22 protein-coding genes, 1 tRNA gene and 1 riboswitch are annotated in these 26,282 nt (G+C 38.0%); of the genes, 5 read left to right on the top strand and 18 right to left on the bottom strand.

The window, feature by feature from the left end:
- Window positions 1–78 precede the first annotated feature (78 nt).
- Window positions 79–2,088, top strand: a complete 2,010-nt coding sequence (locus tag DC498_RS02810) for a DUF3857 domain-containing protein (protein WP_116872619.1) — start codon at window positions 79–81, stop codon at window positions 2,086–2,088.
- 3 nt (window positions 2,089–2,091) lie between these two features.
- A complete protein-coding gene (locus DC498_RS02815; RefSeq protein ID WP_116872620.1) occupies window positions 2,092–4,008 on the top strand; it encodes a DUF3857 domain-containing protein in 1,917 nt (638 codons plus the stop codon).
- A 26-nt stretch (window positions 4,009–4,034) separates the two neighbouring features.
- Here the strand turns inward: DC498_RS02815 and DC498_RS02820 are convergent, their stop codons facing one another.
- Entirely contained in the window at window positions 4,035–6,398 is a 2,364-nt protein-coding gene (locus DC498_RS02820) for a TonB-dependent receptor (RefSeq protein WP_116872621.1), read from the bottom strand.
- 85 nt (window positions 6,399–6,483) lie between these two features.
- Window positions 6,484–6,588, bottom strand: a riboswitch (TPP riboswitch).
- Between the two features lie 131 nt (window positions 6,589–6,719).
- On the opposite strand from DC498_RS02820, the gene DC498_RS02825 reads away from it, so the two are divergent.
- Complete coding sequence (locus DC498_RS02825; protein WP_116872622.1) at window positions 6,720–7,445, top strand: head GIN domain-containing protein; 726 nt, start codon at window positions 6,720–6,722, stop codon at window positions 7,443–7,445.
- A 64-nt stretch (window positions 7,446–7,509) separates the two neighbouring features.
- Here the strand turns inward: DC498_RS02825 and DC498_RS02830 are convergent, their stop codons facing one another.
- From DC498_RS02830 to DC498_RS02885, 13 genes are all read right to left on the bottom strand, one after another.
- On the bottom strand, window positions 7,510–7,941 hold the full coding sequence (locus DC498_RS02830) for a hypothetical protein (protein WP_116872623.1): 432 nt from the start codon (window positions 7,939–7,941) through the stop codon (window positions 7,510–7,512).
- 40 nt (window positions 7,942–7,981) lie between these two features.
- Window positions 7,982–9,103: a glycosyltransferase family 4 protein gene (locus DC498_RS02835; protein ID WP_116872624.1), complete on the bottom strand. Its 1,122-nt coding sequence runs from the start codon at window positions 9,101–9,103 to the stop codon at window positions 7,982–7,984.
- Window positions 9,104–9,112: 9 nt separating this feature from the next.
- Entirely contained in the window at window positions 9,113–10,120 is a 1,008-nt protein-coding gene (locus DC498_RS02840; protein WP_165813730.1) for a glycosyltransferase family 2 protein, read from the bottom strand.
- Between the two features lie 97 nt (window positions 10,121–10,217).
- Complete coding sequence (locus DC498_RS02845) at window positions 10,218–11,252, bottom strand: glycosyltransferase family 2 protein (protein ID WP_116872626.1); 1,035 nt, start codon at window positions 11,250–11,252, stop codon at window positions 10,218–10,220.
- A 7-nt stretch (window positions 11,253–11,259) separates the two neighbouring features.
- Entirely contained in the window at window positions 11,260–11,997 is a 738-nt protein-coding gene (locus DC498_RS02850; protein WP_116872627.1) for a cephalosporin hydroxylase family protein, read from the bottom strand.
- Window positions 11,990–12,844 (bottom strand): NAD-dependent epimerase/dehydratase family protein, encoded by an 855-nt coding sequence (locus tag DC498_RS02855; RefSeq protein ID WP_116872628.1) that lies wholly within the window; start codon window positions 12,842–12,844, stop codon window positions 11,990–11,992. Before DC498_RS02855 ends, DC498_RS02850 begins: the two co-directional genes overlap by 8 nt.
- A 3-nt stretch (window positions 12,845–12,847) precedes the next feature.
- On the bottom strand, window positions 12,848–14,077 hold the full coding sequence (locus DC498_RS02860; protein WP_206197512.1) for a class I SAM-dependent methyltransferase: 1,230 nt from the start codon (window positions 14,075–14,077) through the stop codon (window positions 12,848–12,850).
- A gap of 3 nt (window positions 14,078–14,080) precedes the next feature.
- Window positions 14,081–14,626, bottom strand: a complete 546-nt coding sequence (gene rfbC, locus DC498_RS26355; RefSeq protein ID WP_206197513.1) for a dTDP-4-dehydrorhamnose 3,5-epimerase — start codon at window positions 14,624–14,626, stop codon at window positions 14,081–14,083.
- Window positions 14,623–15,699: a CDP-glucose 4,6-dehydratase gene (gene rfbG, locus DC498_RS02865; protein WP_240627832.1), complete on the bottom strand. Its 1,077-nt coding sequence runs from the start codon at window positions 15,697–15,699 to the stop codon at window positions 14,623–14,625. The genes rfbC and rfbG overlap by 4 nt, the downstream gene beginning before the upstream one ends.
- On the bottom strand, window positions 15,693–16,469 hold the full coding sequence (gene rfbF / locus DC498_RS02870) for a glucose-1-phosphate cytidylyltransferase (RefSeq protein WP_116872630.1): 777 nt from the start codon (window positions 16,467–16,469) through the stop codon (window positions 15,693–15,695). Before rfbF ends, rfbG begins: the two co-directional genes overlap by 7 nt.
- A 159-nt stretch (window positions 16,470–16,628) precedes the next feature.
- Window positions 16,629–17,582, bottom strand: a complete 954-nt coding sequence (locus tag DC498_RS02875) for a DNRLRE domain-containing protein (RefSeq protein WP_116872631.1) — start codon at window positions 17,580–17,582, stop codon at window positions 16,629–16,631.
- 66 nt (window positions 17,583–17,648) lie between these two features.
- Complete coding sequence (locus tag DC498_RS02880) at window positions 17,649–18,785, bottom strand: glycosyltransferase (protein WP_116872632.1); 1,137 nt, start codon at window positions 18,783–18,785, stop codon at window positions 17,649–17,651.
- A complete protein-coding gene (locus DC498_RS02885; protein ID WP_116872633.1) occupies window positions 18,785–21,271 on the bottom strand; it encodes a YfhO family protein in 2,487 nt (828 codons plus the stop codon). Before DC498_RS02885 ends, DC498_RS02880 begins: the two co-directional genes overlap by 1 nt.
- A gap of 66 nt (window positions 21,272–21,337) precedes the next feature.
- Between DC498_RS02885 and DC498_RS02890 the strand changes: the two genes are divergently transcribed.
- Window positions 21,338–22,114, top strand: a complete 777-nt coding sequence (locus DC498_RS02890; protein ID WP_116872634.1) for a queuosine precursor transporter — start codon at window positions 21,338–21,340, stop codon at window positions 22,112–22,114.
- 148 nt (window positions 22,115–22,262) lie between these two features.
- Here the strand turns inward: DC498_RS02890 and DC498_RS02895 are convergent, their stop codons facing one another.
- The 4 genes from DC498_RS02895 to DC498_RS02910 all read right to left on the bottom strand — a co-directional run bounded on the left by DC498_RS02895 (window position 22,263) and on the right by DC498_RS02910 (window position 25,896).
- Complete coding sequence (locus tag DC498_RS02895) at window positions 22,263–22,733, bottom strand: NUDIX domain-containing protein (protein WP_116872635.1); 471 nt, start codon at window positions 22,731–22,733, stop codon at window positions 22,263–22,265.
- Window positions 22,734–23,076: 343 nt separating this feature from the next.
- Window positions 23,077–24,015, bottom strand: coding sequence for a magnesium transporter CorA family protein (locus DC498_RS02900; protein WP_116872636.1), 939 nt, complete (start codon window positions 24,013–24,015; stop codon window positions 23,077–23,079).
- Window positions 24,016–24,052: 37 nt separating this feature from the next.
- Entirely contained in the window at window positions 24,053–24,838 is a 786-nt protein-coding gene (gene dapF, locus DC498_RS02905) for a diaminopimelate epimerase (protein ID WP_116872950.1), read from the bottom strand.
- 182 nt (window positions 24,839–25,020) lie between these two features.
- Window positions 25,021–25,896 (bottom strand): nucleoside phosphorylase, encoded by an 876-nt coding sequence (locus tag DC498_RS02910; RefSeq protein ID WP_116872637.1) that lies wholly within the window; start codon window positions 25,894–25,896, stop codon window positions 25,021–25,023.
- Between the two features lie 56 nt (window positions 25,897–25,952).
- On the opposite strand from DC498_RS02910, the gene DC498_RS02915 reads away from it, so the two are divergent.
- Window positions 25,953–26,023, top strand: a tRNA-Cys gene (locus tag DC498_RS02915).
- Window positions 26,024–26,282 lie beyond the last annotated feature (259 nt).

Consider the following 26,282-nt stretch of genomic DNA (forward strand, 5'->3'; position numbering starts at 1 on the left):
TCAAAAAAAATAAGCAAAAAAATATTATCGGTTGCAAAAAATATATCTTCGTATTCACACAACCCTAAACTATTAATCATGAAGATTAAACACCTCCTGCCCCTGATTGTGCTGTTTAGCTTTGCACAAAATTACCTTATTGCCCAGGATAAACTGAATATAAAATTCGGTAAAATAACGCCTGCTGATTTTGACCTCTCAAAACAAAAGTACGACACCGGAGCTGCTGCAGTAATAATTGCAGATATCGGCAGCTCGGAGTTTGATGGAAACAATGATGGTTGGTTTTCGCTGGATTATAAAAGGCATACCCGTATTAAAATTATAAATAAAAACGGTATGGATGCTGCTAATGTAGAGATTCCATTATATTTCTCAGGGCAGAGAGAAGAGAAGGTTCAGAATATAAAAGCGGTTACTTATACATTAGAAGGGGGCAAAGTAATAGAAACTGAGCTTGATAAAAAATCCATTTTTAAGGATAAATATGATAAGAACTATATGAAGGTGAAGTTTACGCTTCCGGGAGTAAAAGAAGGCTGCATTATTGAGTATAGTTATAACTTGGTATCTGATTTTTTGCAAAACCTGCAGCCCTGGGAGTTTCAGGGTGATTATCCGGTATTATGGAGCCAGTATGAAGTGAAAATGCCTGAGTTTTTTAATTATGTTTTTTTGTCACAGGGACATTTTCCTTTGGAACATTCAGTAGAAACTTCGCGTAGCGCTTATAATATATCAAGAAGCAATACCGCGGGAAGTACAAGCCATACCAGCTTATCAGCAAGCGTTGCATGGCATAAATGGATAGCCCGGAATGTGCCGGTGCTTAAAGAAGAGAGCTTTACATCATCTATACATAATCATATTTCCAAAGTAGAATTTCAACTTTCACAATACAGGTTTCCGGAGCAACCTGTAGAAGATATAATGGGAACCTGGAGCAAATTAGCAACTTTACTGATGAAAAATGAAGACTTTGGGGCTTCGCTTACTAAAAGCAATAACTGGCTTGATGATGAACTGAAACCAATAACACAAGGTGTTAGCGATAAGCTTGAAAAGACACGTAAAATATATGCTTATGTAAGGGATAGATTTACCTGTACCGGCAAAAGGGGAATATTGTTATCCGCTTCTCTTAAAACAACTGATAAAAATAAGAACGGTTATGTTGCCGATATAAATATTTTACTGGCTGCCATGCTCAGGCACGAAGATATAGACGCTTATCCAGTGCTGTTGAGTACAAGGGGGCATGGTTATACTAATGAAATATACCCATTGGTTAACAGGTTTAATTATGTAATCTGCGGTGTTACTATAAATGATAAAACCTACACTCTTGATGCTACAGATCCGTCACTTGGTTTTAATCGACTTGCAGATGAATGTTATAATGGACATGCAAGAGCAATCTTCCCGGATATAGCACAAGCTGTATATTTTAATCCTGATTCCTTAAATGAAAAAAAGCTGGTTACGGTTTTTATAAGAAGCAATAAGCCAGGAGAGTGGGCCGGGCATTTTACGTCAAATATGGGCTATTACGAATCATTAAATACAAGATCGAAAATAAAAGATAAGGGAGAAGAAACTTTCTTTAAAAATATCCAAACTTCATATACTGGTGAGATGGAATTAGCGGATAAAAAAATTGAAAATCTTAAAGAACTCGATCAGACAATAAAAGTGGAATATGATTTTACAATGAAGCAGGATGAAGATATTATCTATTTCAGCCCGATGATGAATGAGGGGTATAAAGAAAATTATTTTAAAGCGGCTGAGCGTTCATATCCTGTAGAGATGCCTTACGTGTTTGATGAAACCTATATTTTCAATTTTGATATACCGGCTGATTACACTGTAGAAGACCTGCCGAAATCAACCAAGGTGAATTTTGGAGAAGCGGATGGTTTTTTTGAGTACATAATAGATAAAACACCGGAAGCTATCCGGTTGCGCTCCCGCCTGAAACTCAATCGTTCCTATTATGAACCTGAAGAGTATAATGATCTCCGTGAGTTTTTTAGTTATGTGGTAAAAAAGCATGCTGAACCTATTGTATTAAAAAAGAAAAAGTAATCAATGTTTACCAGAAAGTTTTTTATTCAGTTTATAGCAATTACAGTTACTGCTCTCAATTGTTTTGCCGGTGACGGGGATTATTCCGTAAGTAAAATACCGGAAGAGCTTATGAAGGATGCGAATGTTGTAATGAGGATGGATGAAACACGTTTTGAAGTAATTAATATTGGCAAAAGCATTATTAAAAGAAAATATGCTATTACTGTATTGAATGAAAATGGCGATGATTATGCTTATTTGTATTTATGGTACGATAAACTCCGCTCTGTTAATAGTATGGATGGTATATTATATGATGCAACCGGAAAAAAAATAAAGAGTTTAAAAAAAAGTGACGTAAAAGATTTAAGCGCCACAGATGAAGGAACACTTGCTGATGATAATCGCTATAAATGGTTTTCTTTCTTTCATAAGATTTATCCTTATACTGTTGAGTATGAATATGAGTTGCAAATGAAGGGGACATACAATTACCCACGCTGGCAGCCATTAAACAAAGAAAAATACGCGATAGAGCAGAGTGCACTTACGATTGTAATTCCCCAGGATATAACCTTTCGCTATAAGACGTTCAACTATAAGGGTCAACCGGTAAGCGGCACAGATAAATCCGGTAAAACCCTAAGGTGGGAGGTAAAGGCTTTACCGCCGGTAGAATTGGAATATGCCAGCCCATCATGGGATTATATTGTTCCAACAGTATATACAGCCCCTGATAATTTTAAACTGGATGATTATGAAGGCAACATGTCTACATGGGAAGAATTTGGAAAATTTGCAGCCCTCTTAAACAAAGGGAGAGATAAATTACCTGATGACATAAAACAAAAAGTGCACGCACTGGCTGATGGTTTAAAAAATGACAGAGAAAAAGTGAGGGTTTTATATGAATATATGCAGCAAAATACCCGCTATATAAGTATTCAGTTAGGTATTGGTGGCTTACAGCCTTTTGATGCATCTTTTGTTGCCACGAAAAAATATGGAGATTGCAAGGCGTTGTCTAATTACATGTATTCTTTATTAAAAGAAGCCGGTATAAAATCGCATTACACATTGGTAAGGGCAGGACAGGGCGCTAATTATATGTTGAAAGATTTTCCTTATGACCCCTTTAATCACATCATACTTTGTGTGCCACTGCAAAAAGATACTGTTTGGCTGGAATGCACCAGCCAGATTGAACCGGCAGGCTACCTTGGTAATTTTACCGATGACCGCTATGTATTACTGGTAGATGAAACAGGCGGTAAACTGGTTAAAACACCTAAATATACCAAACAGCAAAACCTCCAGATAAGAAGTATACAGGGGAAAATAGGAGAAGACGGATTGCTTACCATTAATGTTAACTCTTCGTACGGCGCCTTGCAGCAAGACAGAAGACATGGTGTTTTTAATTCGCTGTCACGTGATAAACAAATGGAGTATTTAAAAGAGCAGATTGATCTGCCCCATTACGATGTAGTGAATTTCAATTTCTCAGAAGATAAAGCTGCAATACCTACACTAAAAGAACATCTTGAAATTAAAGCATTGAATTATGCTTCGCAAACAGGAAAAAGATTATTTGTGACACCTAACATTATCAGCCGTACTTATTCCAGGTTAAAGCCAATTGAAAACAGGAAATATCCTGTTTCATTAGGCATGGATTTTATTGACATTGATACAACAGTGTTGGAAATGCCCGGCGGTTATATAGTAGAAGCACTTCCACAAGCCTTGAAGCTGGAAAGTAAATTCGGGAAATTTGAATGTTCCACCGAATTAAAAGAAAATAAACTGGTGTATCACCGGTATATTGAAAGAACAGGTGGCGAATATCCTGCCTCCGATTATAATGAGCTCGTAAAATTTTACGACCAGATATATAAAGCCGACCGCAGCAGGGTAGTACTGGTTAAAAAAGAATAACCAGTGACACCCTTTCTGCGTTCAGATTAAAACTTTACATTGAGCCCAAAGACAAAATTGGTGCCTGCTATCGGGAAATAGAAATTTTCATTTACCATTTTCCCTTCATAAATATACCCGTAGGTATAGCCATTGGGTTCATACTTTTTGTTGAAGATATTGTTGACCTGCGCCAGCAGGTTTATTTCTTTGAATAAAAATTTGGATATAGCGTACGTTAATCGTACATCCTGCACATAAAACGTGTTTAATTTTTTTTCATCGCTTGAAGTATTGTCAAGATATTGCTTACCCACATATTTGCTTAACAAGCTGAATTCAACATTTTTTGCAGGAATAAAATTCAACATTCCAGCCCCGACAATTGATGGTGAAAAAGAGATGTCAGTTTCTTTATAAGTTTCAGCTTTTTGCCCGCCGTTATCATAATCATCATAAAAGGCCGTATAGTCTTTTATTTTGTTTTTGCTGAAGGCAATATTGGCAGATGCATTGAGCCATTGCAGCGGTTGCCATTTAGCCTGCAGCTCAATACCTGCCCTGTAGCTGTTGGGAACATTGGTTCTGGTATAAGCGCCCACATCATTTATTTTCCCTGTTTGTACCAGTTGATTTTTATACTGCATATAATAGAAGTTGGCGCCCCAGCTAAAGCTGTAGCTTCTTTGTTCAATGCCAAGTTCAATATCCTGTAGTCTTTCCGGCTTGGGTTGTTGAGATGCGCCGGCTTCAAAATCATCCCTGTTAGGCTCTTTGGAAGCAATAGCATAAGAAGCAAATGCAGTCCAGTTATTATTGGTGTACGAAAGTCCGGCCTTAGGATTAATGAAATGATAGTTGTTGTTAATAAGCAAGTCTGGATTATCCCTGAAGCCATTTAACGTATAGCGGATATTCCTGTATTGAATATCTCCGAATATATCAAAATGCTCAGCAACACGTTGCTGCAATTTTGTATAAATATTAAAGTCTGTTTTCTTAGCGTTCAGGTTATACCATTCATAATTGTTGGGTACATCTGTTTGCGACCAAATGATCTTTCCATAATGTCCGCCATCATACCTGTTCCATCCGCCGCCGGTAAGCCATTGGGTTCCTTTATTTTTGTATTGCAGCGAGAAAATTCCGCCGTAATAATAATTGTCTAACCACAATTGCCTTATGAGGTCTGTTTCCGTGATTACCGAATCACCGATAATAATATCCTGCAGACCATATTTGGCTAACGATTCGCCTCCCTTATATTGTTCATAATATCCTTTTCCGCGGGAAAGAAATCCTGCAATATTAAAGCTCCAGTTATCATTGATGCCCTGGTTTAAAAATAACTGGTAATGTGTTTGCACATAGTTATCTGTTTCGTTGTCGTATGGCTCGCCGGGCTTATCAGTTCCGGCGGAATTATAGGTGCGGTTGATTTTCAACATACTTTCCGGTACGCCATTCCATGCCTGGTAAGTTTTTTCTTTGCCGGAAAAAACATTAAAACGCAGGGATGTTCTGTTGTTAATATATGCTGTAGAAACATAGAATGATTTCAGGTTGCTGCCGGCGCGGTCGATATAACCGTCACTGCTGAGTGAAGAAAGTCTTGCATCAATAGTAAAATGCCCGTTGATTAAACCTGTGCCTGCTTTCAGCGTATGCTTCCAGGTATTGAATGAGCCGAATGTGTTATTGCTTTCCGCATAAGCCTCTTCAATAAATTCGTTGGTGGTCATGTTGATGGTAGCACCAAACGCGCCGGCACCGTTGCTACTGGTACCAACGCCACGCTGTACCTGTATACTATTGACAGATGAAACAAAATCAGGCAGGTCAACAAAAAAGCTACCCTGCGATTCCGCATCATTATAGGGTATGCCATTCAGCGTAACATTTATCCTGGTAGCGTCGCTTCCCCTTATGCGCAAGCCTGTGTACCCCACACCGTTACCAGCATCGGAATTTACAACTACTGAGGGTAATTGATTGAGCACAAAAGGCAGATCCTGCCCGGTGTTTACTTTTTCAATTTCTTTTTTGGAGAGATTGCTTTTAGCGAAAGGCGCTCTTTCCCCTGCTCTTACAGCCCTGATCTCCACAGGTTGAAGCATCAGCGGAATACGCTCAAGTGCAATATTCAGTTCAGCGCCTGTTTGAACGGATTGGGTAACCGTACGATAACCAACACCTGACACGGTAACAGTGTATGTGCCCTGCCGTAAGCCGGTGATGCTGAAATTACCATAGCCATCGGAAACAGTGGCAAGATTGACTGAAATACTTACCGTAGCATTCGGAACAGGAAGATTACTTTCTTTTTCTGTAACCTTACCTTTAATAGTGGTTTGGGCCAATAACCCAATGTGCATGGCAATAGCCATGATAATCATTAAGGAACTTTTCATTCTGTTTTTGTTGTCGGCACGACAATGTGCAATTCACTGCACTCACTTATTATCTTGCCGGATTTACAAAAACAGGAAAGGAGAGATGTGAGGACTCGTCCTTCCCTGCGCAGGCATTACCCTGATCAGGTTCTACGGGTTTGATCTCAGCCCCCCGATATTAAATCGGGGAACACCCCGGGAATCACTGAGGTTAAATATGTTTTAACCGCGTTTGCTGGCGCAAAGGTAAAGGACTTTTCAAATATTTTCCAAATAGCGTAACTTTTAACTGCGTAGAACGTATTACAATTATTATTACTTAAATTTCAATATAAAAGAATGAAGCAATTACTACTATTTGCTGTATCCGCAGTTTTTGCATTAAGCGTTATGGCGCAGGATGATAAGGTGTTTGTTAAAGATGCCAATGCACGGCAGCGTACTATATCCGGCTCATTTTCGGGAATAACAGTTTCCGGGGCTATTGACCTGTATCTTTCTCAAAGTGATGAAGAAGTAGTAGTGGTGAGTGCTGCTGCGCCGGAATTCAGGGACAGGATTGTAACCGAAGTAAAAAATGGGGTGCTGGAAATTTCCTACAATGATAGGGGGATGAAGTGGACCCGCGACAGGAAGTTAAAAGCCTATGTTTCTTTTAAAACATTAAATAAGCTTGAGGCTTCCGGCGCATCTGATATATATGCTAACGGTGTAATTAAATCTTCCTCTTTAAAGATCACCCTCAGTGGTTCAAGTGATTTTAAAGGCGCTGTTGACCTGCAGGAATTATCACTCAACCAAAGCGGAAGTTCAGATTCACAGATCAGCGGCAGAGCTGATCGGGTAAATATTTCTGTAAGCGGGGCAAGTGATGTTAAGGGCTACGATCTTATTACTGAATATTGCGAGGCAAATGCTTCCGGTGCTTCAGATATACAGCTTACCGTTAATAAACAGATCAACGCGGTTGCCAGCGGCTCAAGCGATATTGTTTATAAGGGTAGTGCAACGGTATCAAATGTAAAAAGCAGCGGAGCAAGCTCGGTGAAGAGGAGTGGGAGATAGGGGAAACTCATAAAAAGAATAAGCCACGACAAAATCGTGGCTTATTCTTTTAGTTTCAACTTCTTTAATTTACTCTATTCATTATTGAGAACTTACCTGTATTACCAGGTTTTATATACGGATTATCAGTGTCCTGCCATGTTCCATCGGTCATCTTTCCTGAATCATCAAAAGTTAATATTCCTGATTGTTTTATGGGTAGTGGCTCAACATTAATAGTTGTTATATTAAATGAAAATTTATCTCCTGTTAATGTCCATGTGCCCTCACTATAATAAGAAATGCCATCACTTCCTTTTGATTCTGTTAAAAGAGTACCTCCGGGTTTAACAGAAAAACTATAGAATAAGGGTTGTTGATCAGGATAGCGATCTACAGTGTAGGTGCCAATCCATAAACCTTCTACCGGATATTTAATTGGTGGGTCTTTTTTGCAGGAGACAAAACTTAAAGTTAAACAAACAATCAGCAGAGTAAAAGCGAGCTTTAATTTCATAGATGTTAATTCAGTGGTAAATTGTATTCAGCAAACATAATCAAATAATCTTATTAATGCTTTCCCAAAGCAAGTCTGCCGTTTTATTCCAGGAAAAGAAGCCTTTTCGTACAGCTCCTTTAGCTATTAGTTCTTTTCTAAGTTGTTTATTTTCAGATACTTTTGCCATTGCGCTGGCAACCTCTAACAGGTTATAAGGATCAACAATTAAAGCGGCATCACCGCATATTTCAGGAACAGATGTTACATTAGATGCGATAACAGGCACGTTGCATTGCATTGCTTCTATAGGTGGAAGCCCAAAACCTTCAAACAAGGGAATAAATACCAGGGAAATAGCGGAAGCAAGGATTTTTTTTACGTTTTCATCGCCTTGCCTGCCGGTAAAAATGATATCTTTTGAATGAGAAAGTTTTGCTTTGAATTCCATCAATTCTCCTTCCTTATACATTCCTTTTCCTACAATCAATAATTTATGATCATTGCTCGAATTCGTCTTATAAATTTCAAAGGCTTCCATTAAACGTAGTATGTTTTTTCTTGGGCTTAATGTTCCAATGAAAACAAAGTATTCACAGCCTTCACTGAATTGTAACCTGGTTTTTTGTGCATCATCGTTGGTAACCGGTTGATAAAAGCTATTAATACCGCTATATACTATGTCTATTTTACTTTCAGGAATACCATAGGTTTTTATAATGTCATTTTTACTATATGCAGATACAGTGGCTAACCGGGCAGCTTTCTTTGCATACTTAGGAAAAAAGTAATTGTAGTATTTGCGGTTGCTGAATTTTAATGCCTCCGGCATATGCACAAAATTGATATCATGTATTACACCATACTGTTTTCCATTCCAGCCAAGGCAAAGACTTCCATCTGGAGAAAGGAAAAGATCAGGATTAATTTTCTGCAACATCCGTTTTACACTCCATTCAAACCACATAACATTAAGTAATGCATGTTTGGTTGGAGGAAAGAGATTATGTGGTATAATATTTTCACCAAATAAAAACGACGAATCAATGCCTGAATCAAAGAAGAAATAGAATTCAATATCTGGGTTGTCCGTAGTAATTTTTTGCAGGGTATTATAGGTAAACCAGCCAATGCCATCCATTTTACCTTTTCTCAGCAAACGGGTATTAACAGCTATTTTCATGAGTTCAATTTAGGGATAAAAACTTTTTTTGTAAATCTTTTTAAAGGATAGATAGCAATGTTGCAGAAAGAGATTATTGTCAATTAATTTTGACAACCGAATGCTGAATTGGTCAAGGGGCTGGAAATGATTTCCCGGAGAAAGTATATCGGCTTTTTGCTTACAATTCAAAATAAATGAAGCTACTGTTTTACCATCTCTTTGGTTAACAGGAGTTTTTAGCAGACGATGTGTTAAAGAAGTGCAGTAAAACTGAATATATCCCGGCACATGTTCTCTGATGATTTCTTTTAAATGTTCATTCTTTTTTTCAAGTATAGAGAGGAAATCTAAAAACATGTAAAAGGCATCAATATATTTTGAAGCACCGGATAGTTTTGATGTACTCTGATTAAGTCTGTAAGAGAAACATTCCTTTTCAGAAACTGCCATAAACGAAAGGCCTGTCAGTTGAATCCATAATGCATGATCCGCAAATAATAAATTCGGGTATGGAGGTATACCGGATAATTGATCATAATCTGCGGCTCTCATCATATAGCCAGTACCTGTACTGTCAAGTTTGTCTTCAAGGATAGCCTCTAAATATGCAGGTTGTATATATTTTTTAAGCATTCTTCGACATAGCTTTACCAAAGCACCCTCTGCATTGATAAATTTGAAATGTGTTTGGTAGAGGCTGGCATTTGGATAAAATTCAATCAGATTGCTCATTTCTTCCAAATAATCTGCATGTAGCAAATCATCATGTCCGATAAGTGTTATAAACTCATTTTTAGGAATATCTTTTATTCTTGACCAGTTTTCTTCAATTGTTAAAGGCCGGGTAGAAGGGAAAATTTTTATTTTTTCATTATCCAATGATTGTAGCCATTCGCTTGTTCCGTCTATGCTGCAATTATCAAGAATGAGTAAATCGAAATTTTGATTTGTCTGTGAAAGAATACTTTGAATACATCTCTTTACTAGTTCTCCTCCGTTTCTTACAGGAAGTATAATGCTAAATTTTTTTAACAAGCTCACTTTTTATGTATTACTATAATTTTGTAAAACTACAAAAGCATATATTGACTGGTTAAAGTACCAAACGTAGTTCACAAATCACCAAAGCAAATTATATTTTTCTCTTTTTTAACTTTAACAAATATTCAAAAGTATTTGGAAGATATGCGCTTATGTAGTATTTAAATCTCCATTTTGAAATATATTTAATTTGAAATATTTTTTTCAAAATTTTTTTAAGTTCATCTTGCGGTAATTGATTTGTGGATAAATGTTTTTTTATTGAAACTCCATACCCAACCATCCATCTGGCAATATATTTTTCTATTTCTGGCTTTAACACTTCCCAATCTTTCCTGAAATTCATTCTATCTTCAATCCACGAATGAAAGCCATTTGCCGTTTTATAATATCCTTCATATTTATCGTTCTGTGTGTACCCGAAGTTGTTGCCATGTACAACCTGTGCTCCAAGAGAGGTATTTATAACAACAGCTCCGGAATGAGAACAAATAAGTAATGTATAGGCAAGGTCACTCATAAATGGAGTTCCAAAATCAGGTATTCCACCTATATCAATAAGGATATCTTTTTTTACTACACCTACAGACCACAACATATAGTTATTAACTGAATTGTGCAGAAATGCTAAAGGAAAATCTTCTTTAGAAAAAATTCTGACATAACCTATAGGATAATCGTTTGATAAGCACGAATTAGTTCCAACCTTTCCCCGGCAGGAGAATGCCATTTCAGGCGTATAATATACTACATCACAACCGCCGTGATATACTCCATATCCTGGATATCTAAGAAATAGATCATGTAATGTTTCTAACATTTCGGGATATACCGGATCATCATCAGTAATCATTACTATGTATTCGGCCGATGCTCTTTCAATACTCTTGTTGAAGCTTTTAACCATACCGAGGTTAGTGCCATTATGAAAGTATTTAAACCTTGAATCATTGAAAGAGTTTACAACTTCCTGCGCACTTGCATCAGGATCATTGTCTGATATTACTACTTCAAAAGCTTTGAAAGTTTGTTCTTGTAGTGTCAATATAGCTTTTCTTAAAAATTCAGGGCGCTTATATGTACTCATACAAAAGCTTACCCAAGGTGTATTTGTGATATCGGGCATTTCATTCTTATTTTATTCTTTTCAAATATCCTTTAGGTGCTACGCTGATCAGTAATTTATTGTCAATTGACTTATCAATTATGAACTGATCATTGTCTTTTATAAATTCATCAACTGCTGTCATTGGATTGTTGCCAATTCCCCATGGTCTTTTTTGGGAAAAATAGCCCTCAGGTAAATTCTCAACAATAGTGTCAAATGCAATAATATATGACCCTAAACTTACAAAAGGTGAATACATTTTCAATTCCTCTAATACATGATCATGCGTATGGTTTGAGTCCAGGCAAACAATGATTTTTTCTTTTCCTGTGGCATATGCTATTACTTGCTGCAATGTATCGTTACTGATGGCGGATCCTTCAATCATTGTAATCCGCTTAAACATCGGGTGCTTTTCAATTTCAGCTTTATTGTGCTTTCTGATATCTATATCAATGCCAAGCACTTCTCCTTTCCCGATCAATTCCAATAGAGAAGCATAATATATTAAAGAACCTCCATGCGCTATACCTGTTTCAATAATCAAATCAGGTTTAATATCCCAAATAATTTCCTGCATGGCTATCATATCCTGCGGATATTGAATGATCGGTCTTCCCATCCATGAAAAATTATAGGAATATTGTGATCTGTTTGATTCTGTATTAAATGATCGGGCTGCTTCCTGTAAAGCTGTGTTTTCTCCATTCTTTTCTATGCGTTCAATACGCTCTTGTATAAATTCCTGAACAGGATTACTCATGAATTATTGTTTTTAATTTGCCATTATCTCCCCAAAAATGCATGGGCTCATAATCTGGATAGGGATAATAGCCGAGGTTTAATTTTATAGTTTTATGTTTTTGCTTTAGATAATTTAATACCAGGTGTTTAATGGTTACCGGAACGCCGCTGCAACAATTGATTATTCCTGTTACATTTGTCTGCGCTGCAATATTTACAATATATTTTGCTACTGTTTCTACAGGCAAAAAATCTCTTGTTTGCTCGCCTCCGCTCATATTAAAAACTTCTTCTTTCCGGTCAATTGCCTGTTGCAGTTGCGAAAGTAAGGATTTTGGATTTTGCCCCTTCCCAAACATATAAAACAGTCTTATCCATTTATAGTTAAAGTGATATTTCCCCTGGAGGGTCTCTATAAAAACCCTAAGGTCATTCTTGGCCAGTGCATAGGGATTTGAGGGATACACCACCCTATCTTCTTTTAACTTTCCTTCCTGCATACCATATTCAAAGCAGGTGCCTGTAATATTTATATTTTGTAACCCGTTGGCTATAATGTTTTCAAGAAAAGCTTTATGCCTGGGTAGATTTCTCCCGATATGAAAACTATCCTTATAATTAGGCAGTCCTTCCCAACTCAGGTGAATCATGATATCAGGCTTATCAAAATATTCAAAATAGTTTTGAACATCTGACAGGTATGCTAAATCTAGCGGACGATAATCAACCTGGGAAAACCATATTTTTTGCCTGGCATTGGTTTCATTGGCGGAACTTGCAATAATATGGTAATCGCGTTGCAGCAATTCCTGCACTACATAATCTCCAATAAATCCGGTTGCGCCTGTTACCAATACCTTTTGCATGTATTATTTTATAATTTGCAGATGAGGTATAGGTATTACAAATTGCCCGCCCCATTGCGAGATGTATGCAAGCTGTTTAATAACCTCGTCTTTTAAATTCCATGGGAGAATAATCACATAATCCGGCTTATTTTTTTTCAGATAATCTTCATTTACTACAGGTATATGACTTGCAGGTAACCATTTATTTTGCTTATATGGATTGGCGTCTGCTATATAATCTATCATGTCGTTTTTAATGCCGCAATAATTTAACAGCGTATTGCCTTTTGCCGCTGCACCATAAGCAGCAACTTTTTTGCCGTCTTTTTTACAATTAAGTAAAAAGGTGGTAAGGTCAATTTTAACCTTCATGGCTTTTGCCTGAAAGCCATTATAGTAGTTAAGATTATCTAATCCTTTATCTGCTTCTTTCTTTAATAATGCAGATACATTATGGGTAATTTGCTTTGTGATGTCTTCTTGGTGTTTCGCATAAATGCGCAGGGATCCTCCGTGTGTAGGAATTTCTTCCACATCAAACAACTCCAAACCCTGCGAGGCGAAGATTTTCTGTACTGTGGTAAAGGATAAATAGGAAAAATGTTCATGATAAATGGTATCGAACTGGTTATTGTCAACCAATTGCATCAGGTGGGGAAATTCCATTGTAATTACGCCCTGTGATGCAAGAACTATTTTCATTCCTCCCACAAAATCAATTATATCGGGTACATGTGCCAATACGTTGTTACCGAGGAGTAAATCAGCGAATATTTTTTTTTCGGCAAGTGCTTTTGCAAGCCTTACACCAAAGAAATCAACAACAGTTTCTATTCCCTTTTTTACTGCTACTTCCGCTGTATTTGCAGTAGGTTCAATACCTAATACAGGAATATTTTTTTCATGAAAATATTGTAATAAGTAACCATCGTTGGAAGCTATTTCTATGACTTTGGAACCAGTGTTTAAACCGAACCTCTCTGTCATTTTTTCGGTATAGACTTTTGCATGATTTAGCCAACTGGTTGAGTAAGATGAAAAATATACATAATCGCTGTTAAAGATGGCATCAGATTTTTTGTATTCATCCACCTGCACTAAAAAACAATTGTGACAGGTATATACTTTAAGCGGGTAGAAGGTTTCCGGCTCATTCAATTGCTCTTTGGTTAAGAAAGAGTTAGAGGCAGGAGAATTTATGAGATCAATAAAAACATGTTCAAGCTCCGTTTTGCAAAACCTGCATTGCATAATTTATATTCCTTTAAAATTGTTATCAATATATGGATAAGCGGCATCTCTGTCTGAAAGGATACTTACCGGTAATGGCCAGTGTATGTTAATACCGGCATCATCATACTTTATCCCACCCTCTGCGCCGGGAGTATAGTATTCAGAATGATGGTATAATAGTTCCGCATTATCAGTTAATGACTGAAAGCCATGTGCAAACCCTTCAGGAATGTAGATCATCTTTTTGGTTTCTGCAGACAATTCAACTCCAAACCATTGCAAAAATGTAGCAGAATCTTTTCTTATATCTACAATTACATCAAATACGGCGCCTGCAATGCACCTGATCATTTTAATTTCCCTGTAGGGTGCAACCTGGTAGTGCATACCCCTTATAGTTCCCCTGGACGCAGTAAACGAATGGTTCATCTGCACCCATTCCTTATCATGATTTATTTTGCTGAATTCTTTTTTACAAAAATATCTTGCAAACCAGCCCCGGTTATCTGTAAACTGTTCCGGCTCTATAATATAACTGCCTTTTAATGGAGTGGGGGAGAAGATCATAAAGCAAGATATGTATTGATTTGCTGTAGTGTGAATTCCTTTTTCTCCTTATCAGGTTGCTTGTACCAGTCAATTGCCCAATTAATGGATGATGCTGCATCCAGCTTTGGTATCCATTTTAACTCCTGTTGCGCTTTGGTTATATCTAATTGTAATAAACCTGCCTCATGCGGTTGACCAGGGTTTGAAGCATCTGTCCAGTTACCACTGCCCCAACTTTCAATGGCTTTTTTAACAAGATCTTTTACTGCCAGGTGATCACCTGGCAAAGGTCCAAAATTAAAAGCTGTTGAATATTTTTCATGATGTTGGTTAAGTAATCCGCCCAATAAAAGATAACCGGTTAAAGGTTCCAGTACATGTTGCCATGGGCGCACAGATGATGGATTGCGCACTATAATATTTTGTTTTGCTTGCAGCGAACGGATAATATCCGGGATAATTCTGTCTGTACTCCAATCTCCGCCACCAATTACATTACCTGCCCTTGCACTCGCAAGGGCCTTTTGGTGTTTATCAAATTGAGTGATATTAAAAAAGCTATTCCTGAATGAACTTACTACAAGCTCGGTACAGGCTTTACTGGCACTATAAGGATCATAGCCCCCCAAGGCATCATCTTCCTTATAAAGAATATGTTGTTCTTTATTTTCATATACTTTATCAGTTGTTATAACAACAATAGTACATTTATTGGATAATGCGCTGATGCTTTCAAGCAGGTTTGCTGTACCGGCAACGTTCACTTCAAACGTTTCAGCAGGAATATTGTAAGAACGGCGAACCAGCGGTTGTGCTGCCAGGTGAAAAACATAATCAGGCTGAAATATAGCTATTTCCTTTTTCAGGTGATTCATATCTCTTATATCTGCAATAACGCTTTCTGAAAGGGAACCGGCATTGATGATGCTGAATAATGAAGGTTCATATTCAGGTTGCAGCGCATATCCTTTAACAGTGGCGCCCAGCTCTTTTAAAAGCAACAATAGCCAGCTTCCTTTGAAACCTGTATGCCCTGTTACAAATACTTTTTTGTTATTGTAAAAATGTGCAAGCGATTGTTTACTTACCATTTTTTCCATTTTGCATTATTGTTTTGCCACATGGCTTCCAGCTCCAGCTTATCACGCATGGCATCCATACATTTCCAGAATCCCTCGTGCTTAAAAGCAACCAGTTCATTGTTTTTTGTAAGATTTTCCAATGGCTCGTCTTCCCACATCATTTCATTCATATTTCCCTGAAGGTATTTGAAAACTTCAGGCTTTAGTACAAAAAAACCGGCATTTATCCATTTGCTTTCATCTTTTGCTTTTTCACGAAATGATGCAACTGCATTATCCGGGCTAATGTCCATCCCTCCAAAGCGTGCCTCTAATTGCACAGCTGTAACGGTAGCTATTTTATCATGTGATTTATGAAATTTTAAAAGGTCAGCAATATTTATATCAGCTACTCCATCGCCATAAGTAAGCATAAAATCTTCGTTGCCGATATATTGCTGCACTTGTTTTAAACGTCCTGCAGTTTTGGTGGTGCTGCCGGTTTCTATCAAAGTAACTTTAAATGCTTCCGAGTGCGTTCCTAAAACCTCCATCCTGTTGTTGGCTATATCAATAGTAATATCAGAATTATGAAGAAAATAATTCACAAAATATTCTTTGATGACATAGCCTTTATAACCAAGACAAATAATAAAGTCGTTGAATCCGTAATGACTGTATATTTTCATAATATGCCACAGAATAGGCTTACCGCCGATTTCAACCATTGGTTTTGGCCTGGTATCTGTTTCTTCGGCTATTCTTGTTCCAAGCCCTCCGGCAAATATTACAACTTTCATGAGCGTATAAAATTGAGCAAAACTAAATGATTTAGAGGAACAATAACATCTTTATAAATGCTAGGGGAATTGAAAATTTAAAGAGATTAACTGTTCGATAAATGAAAAAACCCCGATGGAATATCACCGGGGCCTTATTACAAGAAATTCTGTTAACTATTAATTTGAATAGACTATAACTAATTTCGGATGTTTAGATGCGTCAGAATATTGGCTTGTCGCAAATATTCTTGAATTATAATATACTTCGTTCTGTAACCTTAGAAAGAAACCATAGTTGGTATTAGATCCGGTCATATCTTTTACCAGTTGTGTAACATCTACATCAAGCAAATCAAGAAACGCCTGATCGGTAGAAGGAATCACAACCTGATTATTAGTAGTAGAAGAAGGTTGATTATTGAATGTAAGCGTTTGAGGATCCCACGCGCCAGTTACCTTCTGAATAAGCATAGTGTTATTTGAACCATAATTTGCTCTCACTTCTTCATATTGATGACCATTAATGGGTGCTGGATGAGAGTACAAAGATAATTTTGCCGATTTAATGGTAGCACCTGAAGGTATGCTGCTGAAATTAAACTTAAGTATTCCGCGAATTGCTATAGGACTGCCGCCTTTTGTCCATGCTGCGGCTCCTATTTCTTTGGTATCAGCGCCGGTTTCGTTTATACTTGAATTACCGAAAATAATCGCTTCATCGGGATTGTCGGCAGGTTGCAGCGATAATGTAATATACTCAGGGCCTTTTACAATCACAGACACCGTATCAACTCCAGTAGCGCCATCATTATCAACCACCATTAATTGAAAAAGGTAGGACCCTGTAATTAATCCCTTTACTTCTGTAACTGGTGCACCTTCATTAACTATTTCTGAAGCACCTGGTCCGGAAACCTGGCTCCACATATAGGCTACTACATTGCCGTCGGCATCAGCACCGGTACCTGTTAATGTGGCCGTAGCAGTCCCTACTCCCTCCTGTATTTGTACTGTCTGGCTTTCACCGGCTTCTGCAACAGGTACTTTGTTATTAATGATTTCTTCTTTCTGACAACTTGTGAGAAATAAAAAACTTGCTAAGGCAAGTAATAAATAGGGTCTTAAGGTCATTTTCAGGTGTTTAAAAAGTTTAATATTAAACGAAGATAATATTTATTATAAATAATTCGCAATTGATTAACGAAATCTTGCCACAGCTTGTTGTACAATATTTTTCCATGAAAAATAATTAAAAAAATATATATGTATAATATTTTTTATTAACAGATTAGATAAAATATTTTGGCTAAATGTAAAGGCATCATCACGCTTACTTATTCTCAAGTTTTTTCCAGCTATATCTCCCGGTATTCCCCATGCGCCTTCCTCAAAAGATATAACCGTGCAATTTGCCGCCAGTGCCTCAACCACTTTTGTTTTTATACCGCCACCTTCCGAAATTGGGTTCAGGAAGATATCGGCTGCTGTAAAATATTCATCAATATTATCCACAAAGCCGGCGTAGGTAATATTAAGATTGGAATATGCTTTAAGATTATCGTATTCGCCCGGTAATCCGCTACCACAAATCAGTATGGAATATGGCAGGCCGGATTTCAGTAATAATGGATTTAATGCTGATAATATAAAATCCAATCCCTTCTGGTTCGGTGGATATTTTAAGGCGGCGCTATATAACAATAATGGCTTTCCTGCATCGAGCTGATGCCTTGCACTGATGATCTTTTTGGCAGCAGATTTTTCTTCTTTTGAAGGAGCAACCACTCTTTCTGTACCATAAGTAATAACTGCGCATTTATCTTTCTGCAATCCAAAATGGGCGATGGCATAGGATTCGTCTTCTGGCGTAATAAAAAAGCTTATATCCGCCGTGCGGTGAACCATCTTTTCATATTGCCATAATATCCGCCACCACCATTTGCCGATGCTTTTAAATCTTAACCCTTCAATATTATGTGAGTGAATAACAAGCTTAATACCTGTGAGCTTTTTCAGCAACCAGCCAAGCCAACCATAATATGGATGTTCAATTAATACATGGGTTATGCTTCTTTCCCGGATTATTTTTTTTAAAGAAAAAAAATAGAACAGATTGATATACCGGAGGGGGTTACTGGAAAAAATTGTCAACAAATCATAATTGCCATCATCGTTGGTTTTCGTTGTGCCTTTTACCGTTGCGCAGGTAAAGGATACCTGTGCCGAAAAATATTTATAGAATAAGGCAATGTTTTTTTGTCCGCCATTAATGGCGGGAAGAAAGCGATAAGGCGCGATAGCCAATACCTGTATCTGCTTATCATGACCTGTCATCAGGCAGTTGCAGTTTTTCTTTGTTTCCACAGTGCAAAAGCGGCACCTGCCAAAGCAAGGTAAAACAGCATATTTCCAAAATAAATCAGCTTTTGCCCGGTATAATAGGATGCAGGTTCAAATTTGAAAACAATTTCATGCTTTCCTGCCGGTACCGGCATGCCTCTTAAAACATAATTCACTTTAGCATAATTGACTTTCTTACCATCAAGATAGGCATTCCATCCTGCGGGATAATATATTTCGCTGAATACCGCGAACTGGGGCGAATTACTTGTGGAACTGTATTTTATCTCATCATTATCATAATCTTCCAGTTTAATAGTTGCCGTTGAATCATAAACAGGATCATTGCCGGCAATATTTTTCAGACTGTTATCAATAATAACAGTGTCTTTCGGTCCAAATTTGTCAAGCGCTGTAATTTCTTCTACCGGGCCGTTTACATATTTAATATGTTTTACAAACCATGCTGCACCCAGCGCACTGTCATTTTTATATACGCCGTATTGTCCTTGTTGTTCTTGCGGCGGGATGATCAAATATCTTGTATCCAGCATATTCAGTACATCCATGTTCATAGGATTCCTGGCAAGTTGGGTTTCAATCAAATCCTGGTATATGCGCAGTTTTGCCGGGTGATAACCACCAATGGAACGATGGAAATATGATGTAATGGCATCATTAAACCTGTCCTGTGAAAGATTGTACACCCTGTAATGAGCATCCTTATCCTGTAAAATTTGTGTGTTGGCAGCCGTTGGATTAAAGCTTTGAGATTGATAGCTATCCTCATCAAGATAATTGTCGGCGTTTAAATAACGGTTGCTGATCACCAAAAGATCAATTGTATTAATAACAGTGAATATGATGATGACCGGCAAAGGTTTTAATGCATTTTTGATATACAGGAATAATAATCCCACTACCAATCCTGCAAAAAAAAGAGCCCTGAAAATGCTTGAAAGGAACATGCTTTTACGTTCCGCTTTTAAAGCGTTTATAATAACGGTGCCTATTTCGTTAGAGCCATTTTGAGGATTAGAATAAGCCGCTAATATCTGTGTATCAACAGCAGTTCTGAAATCATTAAAAAAATAAATGAGCAAGGTTATCACAAAAAGCCCGCCCAGTGCATAGTAAATCTTTTTAAGTGATGCCTGCAGTTCTTCTTTTCCTTTTGCAGTGAAGAAGATTTCCTGCAAGCCCATTACAGCCAGCACCGGCAGCAGAAACTGCGGTATAATCAGCGCGGTATTGGGGGATCTGAATTTATTATACAGCGGAAAATAATCAAGCAAAAAAGCATTAAATCCTGAAAAATTTCTGCCCCATGCCATAAAGATAAACAATACGATAGCAGCGGCTATCCACCATTTGATGGGATTCTTTATCACTACCATTGCTATAATAGCGAGAAAACAAATGATAGCACCATAATATAATGTTCCTCCTGTTGCTTCCTGCATTCCGCCCCAATACCTGGGTAAAGATGCCGCCAGTTGGTTGGCCTGGTTTTCAGGGATGTTTCTTGCTACCAGCTCGCTTACCAGCTTTGAATCCTCATCGAAATGCATGAATGAGCTTTCACCAAAAACGCCCGGCATAAATGCGGTAAGGATCTCACTCTTTCCAATACTGTACTGAAAAGCATAGTCCTTATCAAGCCCTTTTGTATCAGCCTTTTTTATTTCCGTACCTGAAGTTTCAATTGTTTTACCACCGCGCATGGTATATTTTGCATATTCAGCAGTAGTGAGCAGGGTCATTGCTGAATTTGCTACAGAGGCAATGCCTGCAAGGGCTGCTAAAGCAATTGATATAGCTAAATGCTTCCATTCTTTTTCTTTTACCCATTTTACAATATAACCCAGTGTAATTATTCCCGCGGCAATTACAAAATAATAGGTAATCTGCGGATGGCTGAATGCCACTTCCCAATTGCCGGCTATAACTGCAACAGCTAATCCTATCCAGTATTTTTTTTGATAAATAAGCAACAGTCCTGCAAGCAGCGCGGGCATATAAGCCATTGTCCACATCTTGGTATCATGTCCTGCTGCAATTATCAGCGCGTTATAGGTGGCATAAGCAAAAGCCAGGCTGCCCAAAATGCCAATTGCCGGCCGGATTTTTAATGTGCAGCACAGTATATAAAAGCTGAGACAGGCTAAAAAGAAGAAGCCTATCGGTTTAGGCAGACCTAATGTAAATACAGCATGCAGGTTAGGTATGAAAGACTTTGCCTCCATTGCCACCTGGTAGTTTGGCATACCGCTGAAAAGGTGTGTATTCCAAAAGGGAAAATGTCCTTTCTGTGCTTTGTATTCAAAAGAGTTTTGTGCCATTCCTTTCCAGTGCACATTATCACTTTGAAATAAAACCTTACCCTCCAGTGCCGGGCGGCAATATATAACCGCTACAATTAAAAAAATGCCTATAGCAATAAGATGAGGTACAAGCGCTTTGAAATTGAAATTTTTCACCTGTTGAAATTTAAGGCGGCAAATTAATGCTATTTTTAATCTTCCCTTTAATTTTAAGACACTAATATGATATCAGCCATTCTTAAAGATAAGCCCACCAAACTATTCATTGCTATTACTGCTTTTTTTGTTGCTAACGCTTTAATAGCTGAATGTATAGGTGGTAAAATATTTTCTCTCGAGAAATTGTTTGGATTTGAACCTGTAAATTTTACCATATTAGGCTATGGCGGACTGTCTTTTTCTCTTACCTGCGGGGTATTGCTGTGGCCGCTTGAGTTTGTAATAACAGATATTGTGAATGAATATTACGGACCTAAAGCGGTGAAACGGATAAGTTATACAGCCGTAGCATTAATCAGCTACGCGTTTATTATGTTTTATGTAAGCATTCATATTCCGTCGGCAGACTGGTGGCCGGCTTCAAAAAAGCAGGATGGCATTGATGACCTGCAACTAGCTTTCAATGGTATATTCGGACAGGGTATGTGGATCATTTTCGGAAGCCTGGTTGCCTTTTTGGTGAGCCAGTTGGTTGATGTATTTGTATTTCATAAGATCAAGAAGATAACAGGAGAAAAAAAGATATGGCTGAGAGCAACAGGCTCAACATTGGTATCGCAGTTAATAGACAGTTTTATTGTGCTTACCATTGCTTTTAAATTCGGTAATAACTGGACATGGAAGCAGGTGATAGCAGTGTGCTGCATGAATTACATGTATAAAGCAACCGTAGCCATATTGCTTACCCCGGTTATTTATTGGGCAGAAAAACGAATTGAAAGGTATTTTGGCAGTGAATTAACCATGCAGATGAAGAAAGCGGCAATGGGGAAGATTTGAAATTTGAGATTGGATATTTGAGATTGGTGGATGAGGATGTGAGGGACGTTTATAGTTTGTAGTTTATGGTTTGTGGTTTCATACGGTAACCTGAAACGTGAACCTGGAACTTGAGACTTGTAACCTGCAACCAATGATTACTGACAGCTCATAGCCCATAGCTGCCAGCTTTCTTTACTAACTCAGCCACAACTTTATCTATAGGCAGCGTTACGCTGTCGCCAGAAAAATCATTCCGGTCAATAAAGCGGAAAGTTTCTGTTTCGCCGGTTTTGTTATAAACTTCCATTTGTTTTTCATCAAAGTCGAATGGTTTGGTACGAAGCGGCACCGTAATAGGCTCCAGCGCTTTGGCGGCATAGTATATGGCAATGATCTGGTGATCGGGCGTAAAGGCAGACATCTGGAAAAAATCGGTAGTATATAAATGATCGGTTATTTCTACATTAAGGTTCATCTCTTCCATGAATTCTCTCTTGAGGCAATCTCTTGTGCCTTCGCCAAACTCCAAACCACCACCCGGGAATTTGGTATAATAGCTGCCCCTGATATATTCATCACTTACCAGTACCTGTTTTTTATCGTTGATAAGAAGACCGTAAACCCTGACGTTGAACATTTTTTTGTTCAAATATAGTATATAAGGAGGAAGGTATAGGGTTTAAGGTGTAAGGTGGGAGATCTTGCTTTTAGAAAAAATCTAAGGCAAATTGCAACAGCTACAGGAGATTGCTGAAGACATCTTCATTATAAACGAGCAACACGGGAACTTACTATCATCGTTTTTGCGCGGGTGAGATACCAGCCTGCGGCAGGCAGGTCTGCCGGGCTTTTGTACTAATGCTCAACTTTTGTACTACTGACCAACAGATTGCTTCACCCGTCACAACATACATTTAATTCAGGCTTCATCCGGGCGGGTTCGCAAAAACCATAAACTACAAACCATAAACCACAAACTTCTAAAACCATTTCTTTCTCAAAAAATATGCAGCCATAATAATTGAAACGGAAAGCGCAAGAATTATAGGAATATAAAAAGCATGGGGTTGATGCTGGTAGGGGATAGGAACATTCATACCATAAATGCTGGCAATCAACACGGGAAACTGGAGTATGATAGTGATTGATGTCAACCTTTTTAAAACCATATTCTGGTTATTGGAAATAATACTGGCAAAAGCATCCAGCGTACTGCTGAGGATATTAGTATATATATTGGCCATTTCAAGCGCCTGCGACATATCTACCACAAGATCATCCAGTACTTCTTTCTCATCTTCATTTAATGCCAGGAAATTAGTACGGGATAATTTCAGCAATAACATTTCATTAGAGCGGAGTGCTGTAACAAAATACACGAGGCTTTTTTGTATACGCATCAATTCAAGCAACTCTTCATTACGGTTAGATGCATATAGCTTTTGCTCCAGGATATTGCGGCGATGGTTGATTTCTTTCAGGTATTCCATGAATGCCTGGGTTATCTTCTCAAAGATTTTTAACACCATCATGCTTTTTTTATCCGCATGCCTGTTTTGAAAAGTATTCAGGAATTTTTTTATAGCTCCGTTTTCAAAAGAATTAACAGTTACAATCTGGTTATGTGTCAGGATTATACAGATAGGAATCGTAATATAAAAGGCATCACTTTCGTTAAAGGAGTTATTTTCTGTAGGGGTTTTAATAACAATAAGCTTCACATTGTCTTCAATCTCAAACCTCGAACGTTCATCAATATCAAGTGAGTCCTGCAAAAATTCAATGGGCACTTCAAGGGTGTTGGCTACTTCAGCAAATTCCTCATGTTTTAACGGGGGTAAAATATTTACCCAAGTTTCATTATCCGCCTTTTCTACAGCTGTAGTTACTCCCTCAATATTTTTGAAGTATTGAATCATCGCGGCGAAGGTAGGTTTGCCAAAGCAAACATAAAAATCATTTCAGCCTGATTTGACCTTTAAAAACAAACTCAGCCGGGCCCCGGAGCCATATATTGGAGAATGAAGTATTATTGATAGTTTCAAATTCTACGCAAAGATTGCCACCGATTGTCTTTACATCTATTTCATTAAACCCGTTTTCATTATGAGCCGATACTAATGCTGCCGCTGTTACTCCTGTTCCGCAACTCAATGTTTCATCCTCAACACCACGTTCATATGTACGCACAAATATGGTATGTTCATCAAGTTCCTCTACAAAATTTACATTAATACCTTCTTCGCTAAATGGTTTGCTGTTGCGTATTTTACTGCCTTCTTCTTTTACAGGAGCTTCCTGCAGATTTTTAATAAATTTTACATAATGAGGCGAACCTGTGTTCAGCACAAAATGGTCTGCTTCTTCCTGTACAGAAACAACATCTTTCATTTTTAACCTTACTTCTCCATTAAAATCAATTTCAGCTTCGTGAGAGCCATCTGTAGCAATAAACTTATAATGACTTTTCTTAATGCCGGCATCAGAAGCAAACCTTACCAAACATCTTCCCCCATTCCCGCACATGCTTCCCTCATTGCCATCGGCGTTGTAATACACCATTTCAAAATCGTAATTACCATGCTCGTTGAGCAGCATTAAACCATCTCCGCCAATTCCAAATTTTCGATCGCATAAAAATTTTACCTGTTCATTGGTAAGTTCGTCATATTGATGTGCCCTGTTATCCAAAATCACAAAATCATTGCCTGTGCCCTGGTATTTATAGAAAATTATGTCCATTATGTATTTTATTAAACGCTGCAAAGTTATTGGTTTGTTGGCAATCATCGGTCAGGTATCAGGTGTCAGCTATCAGCCTTCAGCTTTCAGTTGCAAACGGTTATTAGTTAGGGCTCACAACTTTAAACTACAAACCACAAACAATAAACGCCCCTCACATCCTCATCCACCAATCTCAAATTTCAAATCCCCACCATTATTTCCAGTGTCTTTCGTATAAGCTCATCAACTGCGGCAGCACCATCTTTACTGAATGTTTTGTTCACCCTGTTTGCTACGATGGCGCTCAGGCTTAAACACTGATGTCCTAAAATTTTTCCCAATCCATAAATTCCTGATGTTTCCATTTCAAAATTGCAAATGCGGTGCTGCCCAAAACTAAATTCCGTTAAGCGGTCTATAAATCCCGGGTGGCTTACGCCCATTCGTAAAATTCTGCCCTGGGGTCCATAAAATCCGGGGCATGTTATGGTTATGCCATTAAAATAGTTTTGAGTGAAATGTTTGATAAGTCCAACGTTTGCACTGCTTATATATGGGATAGCAATATTGTCATGCAGTTGTGTTTGCGTTATGAAAGATTGCAGGAGTTCCTTTTCTTCCATGTTATAATCGTGCCGGTAAAAATGCAGCAAATTATCAATACCTATGCCATGCGAGCTGGCTACAAAACTGTCAACAGGAATATCTGCCTGTAATGATCCGGCAGTGCCGATCCTGATAACCTGCAGTGCTGTAAAATCATCTTTTACTGTTCTGGATGTTAAATCGATATTAACCAGTGCGTCCAGTTCATTCATTACAATATCAATATTGTCAGTACCAATACCTGTAGAAATAACCGAAATATTTTTGTTGCCGATGCGCCCGGTGTGTGTAACAAACTCCCTGTGCTGACGGCGGTATGCGATGGTATCAAAATATTTGCTTACAGCCGATACCCTGTCCGGATCACCTACGGTAATAATGGTATGGGCCAGTTCATGCGGTAATAAATCCAGGTGATAAATAGCGCCACGGCTGTTAAGGATTAATTCAGATGCTGCAATTTGATGCATATCAATATATTTGTTATTGTTCGTAAAAATATCCTATTTTCGCAACCCCGTAAAATGGTCCTGTGGCCGAGTGGCTAGGCAGAGCTCTGCAAAAGCTCCTACAGCGGTTCGAATCCGCTCGGGACCTCCCTTTTCTTTCTCAGTATTTATAGATTTGTGCAATTCCATCCCCATACCTCATATTTAAAAAAAATACAGATTTAAATCAAGAGATTATTCCTTAGCGTATCTTTGTAAAACTCAGGAAATGAAATCCTCTATCAGCTTCTAATCCACTTGTAATGTCCCAACGAAAGACTCTTGAAGTATTGATTTAAAGTTATTGGCGTATATATCAGTACGTCAATAAAAAAACGTCAGGTTTATTTCACTTTTTTGCAAGTTTA

The organism is Terrimonas sp. (assembly GCF_003075435.1).
GTDB lineage: Bacteria > Bacteroidota > Bacteroidia > Chitinophagales > Chitinophagaceae > Agriterribacter.

Bases quoted from the DNA above. Each gene is read 5' to 3' on its own strand.
- rfbC (WP_206197513.1), bottom strand. From the start codon at position 14,626: ATGATCTTCTCCCCCACTCCATTAAAAGGCAGTTATATTATAGAGCCG.
- DC498_RS02880 (WP_116872632.1), bottom strand. From the start codon at position 18,785: ATGACAGGTCATGATAAGCAGATACAGGTATTGGCTATCGCGCCTTAT.
- DC498_RS02910 (WP_116872637.1), bottom strand. From the start codon at position 25,896: ATGCATCAAATTGCAGCATCTGAATTAATCCTTAACAGCCGTGGCGCT.
- DC498_RS02825 (WP_116872622.1), top strand. From the start codon at position 6,720: ATGAAGCAATTACTACTATTTGCTGTATCCGCAGTTTTTGCATTAAGC.
- DC498_RS02845 (WP_116872626.1), bottom strand. From the start codon at position 11,252: ATGCCCGATATCACAAATACACCTTGGGTAAGCTTTTGTATGAGTACA.
- dapF (WP_116872950.1), bottom strand. From the start codon at position 24,838: ATGGACATAATTTTCTATAAATACCAGGGCACAGGCAATGATTTTGTG.
- DC498_RS02855 (WP_116872628.1), bottom strand. From the start codon at position 12,844: ATGCAAAAGGTATTGGTAACAGGCGCAACCGGATTTATTGGAGATTAT.
- rfbG (WP_240627832.1), bottom strand. From the start codon at position 15,699: ATGGTAAGTAAACAATCGCTTGCACATTTTTACAATAACAAAAAAGTA.
- DC498_RS02835 (WP_116872624.1), bottom strand. From the start codon at position 9,103: ATGAAAATAGCTGTTAATACCCGTTTGCTGAGAAAAGGTAAAATGGAT.
- DC498_RS02820 (WP_116872621.1), bottom strand. From the start codon at position 6,398: ATGAAAAGTTCCTTAATGATTATCATGGCTATTGCCATGCACATTGGG.
- DC498_RS02860 (WP_206197512.1), bottom strand. From the start codon at position 14,077: ATGCAATGCAGGTTTTGCAAAACGGAGCTTGAACATGTTTTTATTGAT.
- DC498_RS02900 (WP_116872636.1), bottom strand. From the start codon at position 24,015: ATGATTCAATACTTCAAAAATATTGAGGGAGTAACTACAGCTGTAGAA.
- DC498_RS02895 (WP_116872635.1), bottom strand. From the start codon at position 22,733: ATGTTCAACGTCAGGGTTTACGGTCTTCTTATCAACGATAAAAAACAG.
- DC498_RS02890 (WP_116872634.1), top strand. From the start codon at position 21,338: ATGATATCAGCCATTCTTAAAGATAAGCCCACCAAACTATTCATTGCT.
- DC498_RS02850 (WP_116872627.1), bottom strand. From the start codon at position 11,997: ATGAGTAATCCTGTTCAGGAATTTATACAAGAGCGTATTGAACGCATA.
- DC498_RS02810 (WP_116872619.1), top strand. From the start codon at position 79: ATGAAGATTAAACACCTCCTGCCCCTGATTGTGCTGTTTAGCTTTGCA.
- DC498_RS02815 (WP_116872620.1), top strand. From the start codon at position 2,092: ATGTTTACCAGAAAGTTTTTTATTCAGTTTATAGCAATTACAGTTACT.
- rfbF (WP_116872630.1), bottom strand. From the start codon at position 16,469: ATGAAAGTTGTAATATTTGCCGGAGGGCTTGGAACAAGAATAGCCGAA.
- DC498_RS02830 (WP_116872623.1), bottom strand. From the start codon at position 7,941: ATGAAATTAAAGCTCGCTTTTACTCTGCTGATTGTTTGTTTAACTTTA.
- DC498_RS02875 (WP_116872631.1), bottom strand. From the start codon at position 17,582: ATGACCTTAAGACCCTATTTATTACTTGCCTTAGCAAGTTTTTTATTT.